The sequence below is a fragment of the Ideonella sp. P3_A4 genome (assembly GCF_056403075.1).
Map to the genome: position 1 here is coordinate 1 of NZ_JBFUGE010000289.1, position 7,681 is coordinate 7,681.

Genomic DNA, 7,681 nt, shown 5'->3' on the forward strand with positions numbered 1-7,681 from the left:
GGATGGAATTGGCACGCCCATCACAACGCAGCCACCGAGCCCATGGCCTGGATCGACGGCCTGGACATTCCGTTTTCCTACTACACCGAGAGCCAGTTCTTCGAGGTGGGGCGCGAACGGATCTCCGCGGCAGAAAAGACCACGCCCGATCGATCTCGCTCCGAACGCCTGTGGGGCTACCCGGGGCTGCGTCCGGTGTCCAGAACCGACGCGCAGGCCGCCACACCCTTGCTTGCATACCGTTGGGTCGACACCGACCGAGCGCTGGCCGAGCAGCTCGCCCTCGAAGCTGAAGGCGATGCCTGCACACTGAGCCCGGGTCACGCCGCAGTCCGCTTCACGAACCCGACCAACGGGCGCGATGTGTTGCCAACGATGCGCACGGAGATGCACCGCATTGCCGCCGGCGCCGAAACACTCACGAAACGCGAGGTCGGATCGTCGGTCTACCAGGTGTTCGATGGAACGGGCACCGTCACAGTGGGCGGGAGCCAGTGGAGCGTAGGCCGCGGCGACATGTTCGTCGTGCCGTCATGGGTGCCATTTGCGGCGCAAGCCTTGGGTGCAGCCCACCTGGATCTCTTTCGATTCGGCGATGCGCCCATCTTCGAGGCTCTTCACGCGCATCGGGTGCTGATCGGCTGATTCGCAACGGCCGCCGGTCATGGCAAACGCGACGCTAGTGCGCGCCGCGCACATGCCTGGTTCTGGTGGATTTGCTGGTCGGCCCTGCGGCTTCATCGAGGCCTTGCAGGATCCCGCAGTCGGCGATCGCATGCGGTGAGGTGCAGCGCGCACGCAACGCGCGCAGCTCCTTCTCCAACGTCTTCAGCTCGCGGATGCGTTGCGCGACGTGCCCGATGTGCTCGTCCAGCAGCAAGTTGACGTCGCCACAGTCCGACTGCGGCGCGTCCCGAAATCCCAGCAACGCGCGCACTTCGTCGAGCGTCATGTCCAGGTTGCGGCACTGGCGGATGAAACTGAGCCGGTCTGCGTGGCTCACGTCATAGATGCGGTAGTTGCCCTCCGTGCGCGCCGGCGCGGGCAACAAGCCTTCACGCTCGTAGAAGCGGATGGTCTCGATGGGCGTGCCGCTTGCCCTGGCCAGTTCACCGATGCGCATACCCGATAGCCTCTCAAAAACTCGGCTTGACTCTACACCTGCTACAGGGTTTCAAATGTCGACATGACCCACGAGCACCGCCATGACGACAAGGGGCACAGGCATGGTGATCACCATGACCACCACCACCACGACCATGATCACGGTCACTGTCATGTACAGCCCACTGCGAAGGCAGTAGCACCCGCAGCGAACCATGGCGGTTGCGGTCGTGGCTGCACGCCTGCCGAAACCACGGTGCCAGGCGGGGTGGACCAGGCGGTAGCAGCCGGCCCAGGCCAGCGCTTCCGTGTGCCTGCGATGGACTGCGCCACTGAAGAGGCCGAGATCCGCCGGGCGCTGGAGCCGATCATTGGCATCCAGGGCTTGCGATTCCGCCTGGGCGAACGCAGCTTGACCATCGACGCCAAGGCGCCCGTTGTCGAACAGGCCGTCGCCGCCATTCAACGTGCCGGCCTCGAGATCACCCCTTGGCCTGAAACTGCGGCAGGAGCCGAGCCGAGCGACGTGCACGGCCATCCGCCTGCTGGTGGCTTGCTGCGCCTGCTGCTTGCATTGGCCCTGGCCACCGGGGCGGAGCTGGTATCGCTGGCGTCATCGGCCGGTACGTGGGTCACGGTGCTGAGCATGGGGCTGGCTGTGGCGGCCATCGCCCTGGCTGGCTTGGACGTGTTCAAGAAGGGCCTGAGCGCGCTGAGGCACTTGCGCCTCAACATCAACGCGTTGATGAGCGTGGCAGTTGGCGGTGCATTCGTGTTGGGCGAGTGGCCCGAGGCGGCCATGGTCATGGCGCTGTACTCGATTGCCGAGCTGATCGAGGCGCGGGCGGTCGACCGGGCTCGCAATGCGATCTCCGGTCTGCTGGCGATGGCGCCAGAAGAGGCTTCCGTGCGCCAAAGCAATGGATCGTGGCAAACCGTGCCCGCGACCGACGTTCAGGTGGATGCCACCGTGCGCGTGCGCCCCGGCGAGCGGGTGCCGCTGGATGGGGTCGTCGTTGAAGGCAACTCGTCGATCAACCAGGCCCCGGTCACCGGCGAAAGCATTCCGGTCGACAAGGCACCGGGTGACCAAGTCTTCGCCGGGACGATCAACGAAAGCGGCACGCTGTCTGTGCGCGTCACCGCCGCGGCGACGAACTCCACGCTCGCTCGCATCATCCATGCAGTCGAGCAGGCTCAGGGCAGCCAGGCACCGACCCAGCGCTTCGTCGACCGGTTTGCCGCCATCTACACCCCGGCGGTCTTCGCGCTCGCGTTGGCGGTGGCGCTGCTGGGCCCCCTGGCCTTCGGCTGGGATCTCATGACAGCAGCCTACAAGGCGCTGGTGCTGCTCGTCATTGCCTGCCCCTGTGCGCTCGTGATCTCGACGCCGGTCACGGTGGTCAGCGGCCTGGCGTCTGCTGCACGCCGCGGCATCTTGATCAAGGGCGGTATCCATCTGGAACTCGCTCGCACGCTCAAAGCCATTGCGCTGGACAAGACCGGCACCATCACCGAAGGCAAGCCCAGCCTGGTGACTTGGTCGATGCTCGATGCAGCGCAGGACAAGGCGCTGGCCGAGCGAGTCACCGCCGCGCTGGCGGGCCACTCCGACCACCCGGTGTCCAAGGCGATCGCCGCCGGCTTGACGCCCAACGATCTCGATCCGAAGGACTTCGAGGCGCTGGTGGGGCGTGGCGTGCAAGGCACGATCGACGGCACGGTGTACGTGCTCGGCAACCACCGACTGATCCATGAGCGCGGGCAGTGCTCGGCGGCGCTGGAGGCGACGCTAGAAGAGCACGAGAAGGCTGGCCAGACCGTCAGCCTGCTGGCTTCGCAGGCCGGTGTGATCGCGTTGTTCGCCGTGGCCGACAAGATCAAGCCGTCCTCCAAGGACGCGGTGGCCGAGCTGCGCTCGCTCGGGATCGCCCCGGTGATGCTGACGGGTGACAACCAGCTGACCGCCGAGGCGATCGCCAGTGAAGCGGGCATCGACAGCGTGCGCGGCAACCTGCTGCCAGAAGAAAAACTCGGCGCGATTCAGGCCATGCAGGCCCAGTACGGCCCGACCGCGATGACGGGCGACGGCATCAACGACGCACCGGCGCTCGCGCAAGCCGACATCGGTATCGCCATGGGTGCCGCGGGCACCGACATTGCGATGGAAGCGGCCGATGTGGTGGCGATGAACGACGATTTGCGCCGCATTGCCGAGACGGTCCGGCTGTCGCGCAAGACGCACACGGTGCTGTGGCAGAACATCACGCTGGCGCTCGGCATCAAGGCGGTGTTCTTCGCGCTGGCCATCTTCGGCTCGGCGACGATGTGGATGGCGGTGTTTGCCGACATGGGTGCCAGCTTGCTCGTCGTGGCCAACGGTTTGCGCTTGCTTCGAGCCAAGTCCGGGCCGGCTCGGACTGCGGTTTAAGGCACGGCCGCTGGTCTACCGGCGAGCCAAGAACCTGCGCGCCGCGCAACTGCTTCTGGGGAATTCCAAGCTGAAGTCCGCCGTGAGCTACCTCCCGTTCGTCACATGGACGGAGCCGTACCGCCGACTGGCTAACTTGTTCCGTCGTGCATGCATTGGCCGATGCAAATAGTCGCGAAGCGTGAACCAGTACGCGAAGTTTCCGGCGGTATGCCGCACCTTAGGGATACGTGACGAGGTGATTGGTGGGCAGGATGCGCCGCGACACTCAGAAAGTGTCATCACTTCAGGCGTTAGAAGCGCCGGCCAACCTCGGGCATTCGGGGATACTTCATCAAGGGAGATCGTTATGCATTCTGTCTTTCAATCCATGCTGCGGCGCCTGCTGCCGCCAGCGTTGGCGCTGGCCACGAGTTGCGCCATGGCGGCGCCCATGTATGACGTGAAGGTCATTGCGGCGCCGGAACGTTCTGGCGAGGTCGACATCTTCTGGTACAGCGCGATCGATCTCAACAACGACGGCAAGTCGCTGTTGAACATGTACCAGTACATGAATCCGTACAGCGGCTACGGGACTTTCGACAAGCATGGCAACAGCCTGGGCCTGCCGCTGGCGGAGACGCCACCCGACCAGCGTGCCAATTTCGTCGGCCTGAACAACTGGGGCRACGTGATCGGCTCGGTGACGCACTACAACTATTGGGTGGGCACCGTCCTCAAAGACCAGGGCTACGCCGCGGAAGTCCACGGCCTGCCGGACGACATCTACGATGGCTACTTCTCCGACGCCTACGCGTACGACGCCAACGATGTGGGGCAAGTCGTGGGGCAAGCCACGAGCTCCACGGATGGGCGTCAGCGCGCATACCTCTGGAAAGACAAGGTGATGGTCGAGATCGGCACCTTTGGCGGCCCCGCCAGCAGCGCATCGGCGATCAACAATCGCGGTGTCGTGGTCGGGTCGGCCGATCTCGCCGATGGCACTGCCCACGCCTTCGTCTATCGCAACGGTCTCCTGAAGGATCTTGGTACGCTGGGCGGGCCGAACTCGTCCGCGAAGGACATCAACGGCAAGGGGCAGATCGTTGGCACCGCGCAGCAGCCCGATGGCGTCGTGCGGGCATTTCTCTACAGCGACCGAGTCATGAAGCCGCTGCCGACGCCCGAGGGCGCCAGCGCGAGTGCCTCGTCCATCAACCGCAGTGGATACGTGGTCGGCTCGTACCGCCTCGATGGGCAGTACCACTCTTTCGTCTACGACGGCGTGGCCGTGCACCGGCTCAACGACCTGATCGACCAGACCGGACAGGGACCGTGGACGATCGAATCGGCGGCCGCCATCAACGACAAGGGATGGATCATCTGCGATGGCCGCAAGGCCGGTGACCAGCACGCCACGGTGCTGATGCTCAAGCCGAGGCCGTAGCAGCCGGCAGAAAAGCATCCGCTGTGAAGCGGTCGCTTGTCGGCATTGAGAGGACCTTGGCCATCTTTGGATGGCCAAGGTCCGTCTACCCCAGAACTACGACAGCGATGCGCCGTTCGCCTGCCGCAGAACGCAAAGCGCTCACGGTCGCGGCAAGCGCCTGTTCTGGTCAACCGGCACGACGGCCCATTGCGGTGCCTGCGTGTAGTCCGGCTTCACGGTACGGCTGATGAAGAGGTCCCACGCCGCCTTTGCGTTAGGAACCCCGGCATCGACCGCGGCGGCGAGTGCAGGCTGCATGTTCGACGGGTAGCCTGCGGGTTCTGACGCATAACCCGTCATCTCGCCGGCCACCCACGGCGAACGCGACACGCCCAGGTCTTTGTCTTTTTGCGTGCGCCATTGCGCTTGCGCCACGCTCGCACAAGGCTGGTCCAGGTACAGCGCCCCGGTGCTGTTGACGAGTGGTATCGGTTTGCCCGACGTATCGGTGCCTTGCATCGTCGTCAGATAGGCCTGCTTGAAATCACTGAAGAACGGACTGCTGGCCGACGGGCGCACCGCCAACGCGTAGGTAGCGCCGTCGATCCAGCAATAGCCAGGTGCTGTCATTCGTCCGACCGGGAACGTGCCCTTCCAGCGGGCGAGCGGCAGCGCATTCTCGAAGCCAAGCCCGGTGGCAAGATAGCCCACGCTCCAGGTGAAGAAATCGTCCATCCACGGAGCGACCCCTGTCATCGGGCCCGCCGGCGTCGTGTAGACGACGGCGTAGCCCGAGTCGATCACGCCGAGCGCGTTCGGACGCCCATCGACGTAGGTCGTGCTGTACCACTCCACGTTGTGGCGCAGGCGCTCCATGAAGTACGACTTCATCGGATCGTCGTCGGGCGTGATGTAGGCAGCCTGCCCCAATGTGCGCATGGACCAGGCTTGCCCGCGCACCTGGTCCCACTTCAGCAGCCCCATTTCGAAGCCGCGGTAGTAGGGATTCGACTGCAGCATGTTGTAGTTGGCCCAGAACTGCAGTTCTTCCAGGTGGTAGTGGTCCCCCGTCACCAGGTACGGCAGGTAGGCCAACGACGGCTGGTGCGCCGAGTCCACTTGGTAGACATAGGGCTCGGTGTCGCAAGCGTGGCATTCAGGGAAAGCCTCGCTCAACCCGGTCCGCGGGTTCACGGTATCGCCTGGCCGGCCGAGAATCGTCATGTAGGGGTAGTCGGCCAGACTGACGGGCCGCCCGGTGTTCTTGTCGCGGTAGTGGATGGGCCAGCTGCCAGCCAGGTCGCCCGTGCCGAGCGTTGCCGTCTTCGCACGCGAGTCCATGCTCAGCAGATACTGCGCCTCCCACTGCGGCAGAGGTCCGATGTCGGGGCGCCCACCTGTCGTCGGCATGGCGGGCAGCACCAGGCCCGGCGCCATCGGCCCGGTTGGTGCCGCCTTCCAGGAGGCTGCCAGACTGTCGAGTGCCGAGGCAGCCGGCTTGGCCGTCAGGTCGTAGTGCGGAACAGCGCCACTGGCCACAAGGTAGCGAATGTCGTGCCGCAAGTGCAGCTTGGGTTCCGCTCCCCACCAGAACGACTTGCGCCAACGCGCATGGGCGAAGTGCTCCAGGCCTTGTTGTTCATAGACGGGTTTCTCGCCGACGCGCACGTTCACGTCGTACAGGAAGTTCCGAGGATCGGGCTCGTAAGCCCACATGTTCTCGACCTCGACGTCGACACGCGCGCGAGCTTGCTGTGGGTACCAGCGCACCACGAAGCGCACAGCAAGGTGAGGATGAACCGCCCCTGCGTCATCGACAAGCGGCGCATTCAGGATCCATTCCTGGGTGATCGGGCCTGTCAGCCAGGCGACACCCTGCTGTTGCCAGAGAAGCGAATTGGGCGACGCGCGGTAGCTCTTGCCTTCAATGTCGAGCCGCACCTTGGCGCTGAACCCCGCGCGCATCAGATCGCGTTGGGTTGGCAGCGATGCGGCAAGCTCAGCGCCACTCGAACTGGCCAACACCAACTTGGTGGTCGCGCCTGCATCGAGCTGAGGCAACGCCGCAGAAATGATGGCATGGCGAACCGAGCCATCTTCGTGGCGGGCCTTCACGTCCATTTGAACCGGCAAGTCCTCGGCCCCTACCTTGGCAACGAGCGTCGCGCCGGCCGCGAGATCCCCTCGCGAAAAGACTTGACCGAAGGTGAATGGAACCTGCGACTGCGCGTGCTTGCCGGTGCTGTGCACGGCGACCGTCGTGATGTCTCGGCGTGCCGTGAGCGAATCAGACTTCGCCGATGGCGGGCTGTTGCCGTGCGCGTGAGACACGCCCTGAGCAACCAGCAGCGTCGTCGTCAGCGCCAGAACCAACGCATGGCGCCATGGCGTACTCCGGGGTGCTTGCGCGAGCGGCCGCGCATGCGGGCGCTCGGCAGACTCGACGCAGCTCGATGGAATCGTGGCCAACATACATACCTTTTCACTTGAACGACCAGGTGGAAGCGCCTGAGGATGAGTCAGGTTCGACGGGTCAGACCCATCGCCGGCGCCGGATCGAAAGCAAAAAAACTTTCGGTTCATCATCACGCGCTTACATAACGTGACAAGTGAGCGGTATATTGTTGAAGGGCGACCCTTGCCCTTGTTGGAGTCGCAGGTGACAGCCAGGTGACACCGCGCTTTGCCATGGAGGCCGCCTTCTGCAGCTACCGCCTAGTCCCGCCTTCGACCACCGC

At 64.5% G+C, this 7,681-nt stretch carries 5 protein-coding genes; 3 read left to right on the forward strand and 2 right to left on the reverse strand.

All coding sequences use genetic code 11. The features are described from left to right. The first annotated feature begins 42 nt into the window (after nt 1–42). Nucleotides 43–645 carry a cupin domain-containing protein gene (locus AC1DYI_RS21520; RefSeq protein ID WP_477206174.1) on the forward strand — a complete coding sequence of 201 codons (603 nt, stop codon included), beginning with the start codon at nt 43–45 and terminating at the stop codon, nt 643–645. 34 nt (nt 646–679) lie between these two features. Here the strand turns inward: AC1DYI_RS21520 and cadR are convergent, their stop codons facing one another. Continuing rightward, nucleotides 680–1,123, reverse strand: coding sequence for a Cd(II)/Pb(II)-responsive transcriptional regulator (gene cadR / locus AC1DYI_RS21525; protein ID WP_477206175.1), 444 nt, complete (start codon nt 1,121–1,123; stop codon nt 680–682). Between the two features lie 249 nt (nt 1,124–1,372). Here cadR and AC1DYI_RS21530 point away from each other — a divergent pair, with 249 nt between their 5' ends. Together AC1DYI_RS21530 and AC1DYI_RS21535 are read left to right on the forward strand one after the other, a co-directional pair. Further along, a complete protein-coding gene (locus AC1DYI_RS21530) occupies nt 1,373–3,535 on the forward strand; it encodes a heavy metal translocating P-type ATPase (RefSeq protein ID WP_477206176.1) in 2,163 nt (720 codons plus the stop codon). A gap of 349 nt (nt 3,536–3,884) precedes the next feature. Continuing rightward, nucleotides 3,885–4,961: a hypothetical protein gene (locus AC1DYI_RS21535; RefSeq protein ID WP_477206177.1), complete on the forward strand. Its 1,077-nt coding sequence runs from the start codon at nt 3,885–3,887 to the stop codon at nt 4,959–4,961. A 141-nt stretch (nt 4,962–5,102) separates the two neighbouring features. Here the strand turns inward: AC1DYI_RS21535 and AC1DYI_RS21540 are convergent, their stop codons facing one another. Beyond that, complete coding sequence (locus tag AC1DYI_RS21540) at nt 5,103–7,529, reverse strand: hypothetical protein (RefSeq protein ID WP_477206178.1); 2,427 nt, start codon at nt 7,527–7,529, stop codon at nt 5,103–5,105. Nucleotides 7,530–7,681: the final 152 nt, after the last annotated feature.